The sequence below is a fragment of the Sphingobium scionense genome (genome assembly GCF_014197035.1).
Taxonomy (GTDB): Bacteria; Pseudomonadota; Alphaproteobacteria; order Sphingomonadales; family Sphingomonadaceae; genus Sphingobium; species Sphingobium scionense.
The window spans coordinates 1-1,616 of sequence record NZ_JACIEU010000089.1; the positions used below are offsets into that span (position 1 = coordinate 1).

Below are 1,616 nucleotides of genomic sequence, written 5' to 3' on the forward strand. Positions count from 1 at the left end.
ATCGGCAGCCGGGCGAGGGCGTCCAAGGTCAGCGCATCGGGCAACACATCGCTCTGCAGATCATCCTCATATTGCCTGGCCGTGTAGCGCAGCGTCGCCGACAGTTCCGGCCCGGCCTTTGGCGCCCAGGCCAGCGTCGCGCTGGCCGAGTGGCGCGGCACCTGCGCCGGAGCGAAGCCGTCGAACGCCATGCCCGGCGCATCCACCTTGGAGCGGCTATAGGCATAGGAGGCGAGCAGCGAGAAATCGGCCGGCAGTTGCGCGCTGGCGGTCAACTCCACGCCCTTCGCCACGATCGCCTTCACATTCTGGCGCTTGCGGGTGACACTGTCGATGGTGACGTTCGCGATCGCATCGTCGAGCCGGTTGTAGAAGAGCGTGGCGGAGAGCCGCACACCCGATGCCGGGGTCAGGTCGATGCCACCCTCCAAACCCTTGAGCTTTTCCGGCTTCAAGGCAGCATTGGCCTGGGTGGTGATCGGGAAGACGACGAAGGGACGATAGAGTTCGTTGAGGGTCGGCAGACGGAAGCCGCTATAGGCCGCGCCGCGCAGCGCCACCGCATCGCTGAGATGGTAGAGCGCGCCGGCCCGGCCGGAGAAGGCCCAGTCGGAGCGGTTGGCGTAGGCGCTGTCCTGCGTCACCACGCCGGCCGCACTGACCGCCTTGTAGAAGCCGTTGCGGATCGACCAGCGATCGGCCCGCACCCCGCCGGTCAGGACAAGCTGCCCGATCGTCCAGTCATCCTCGGCAAAGATACCGGACGTGATCTGGTCGCCACCGGCATGGCGGCGCGATGTCAGCGGGTTGCTGGCGAGGCCCGCATTATAGGCATCCTCATACATGTCGCCGGTGGCAAAGCGGGTGTCCACGCCGATGCGCAGCACATGATCCTCGCCCACCGGCGGGCGCAGCTCGATCTTGCCGCCGATCCCGGTCGAGGGGGTATTGCGCTGGTCGAGCGACTTGCGGAAGCTGGTGGAAGAGATGACGATATTGGAGAAGTTGCGCGCCTGGAGATAGGCCAGCGCATCGACCTGCCAGCGGCCGCGGCTGATATAGCGGATGCTGGCATCCTGGCCCTGGCTCATGCTGTCGGCGCCGGCAAAGCGCAGGGTGCGATTATCCTGGAACAGGGTGCCGCGAAACTGGATTTCCGAGGTCGCATCGATCGGCGCGACGGCGCGCAGATTGGTCGACCAGCTATCATAGGCGGCGGGCACGGTGGCGGCGACGCGCTGGTCCCTGGGCGTGGTCTGGAAGCCGTCGCCCCGGTCCCAGCGGCCCGACAGCGACACATAACCGCTGCCCAGATCGGGCGCGATGCTGGCGGACAGTTCGGTCGCGTCCCTGCTGCCATAGAAGGCACTGGCGCCGAACACCGGCATCTGGTCGCGGGTGGCGCTGGCCAGTTCGATCGTGCCGGCGACCGCGCCCGCGCCGAACGCGCCGCTGCCCCCGCCGCGCGTCACCCGCACCAGCGCCAGCCGGTCGGGCACCAGCGCGGAGAAGGGGATATAGCCGAAGAAGGGATCGGCCACCGGCACGCCGTCGAGCAGCACCAGGGTCCGGCTCGACGCATTGCCGCCCAGCGCGCGCAAGGTAGCGCCCTGGTT

Annotated in this window: 1 protein-coding gene; it reads right to left on the bottom strand. The window is 67.8% G+C overall.

The window, feature by feature from the left end:
- Positions 1-1,616 (bottom strand): TonB-dependent receptor plug domain-containing protein (locus tag GGQ90_RS28855; protein ID WP_188084651.1); only part of this gene is annotated, 1,616 nt, incomplete at both ends.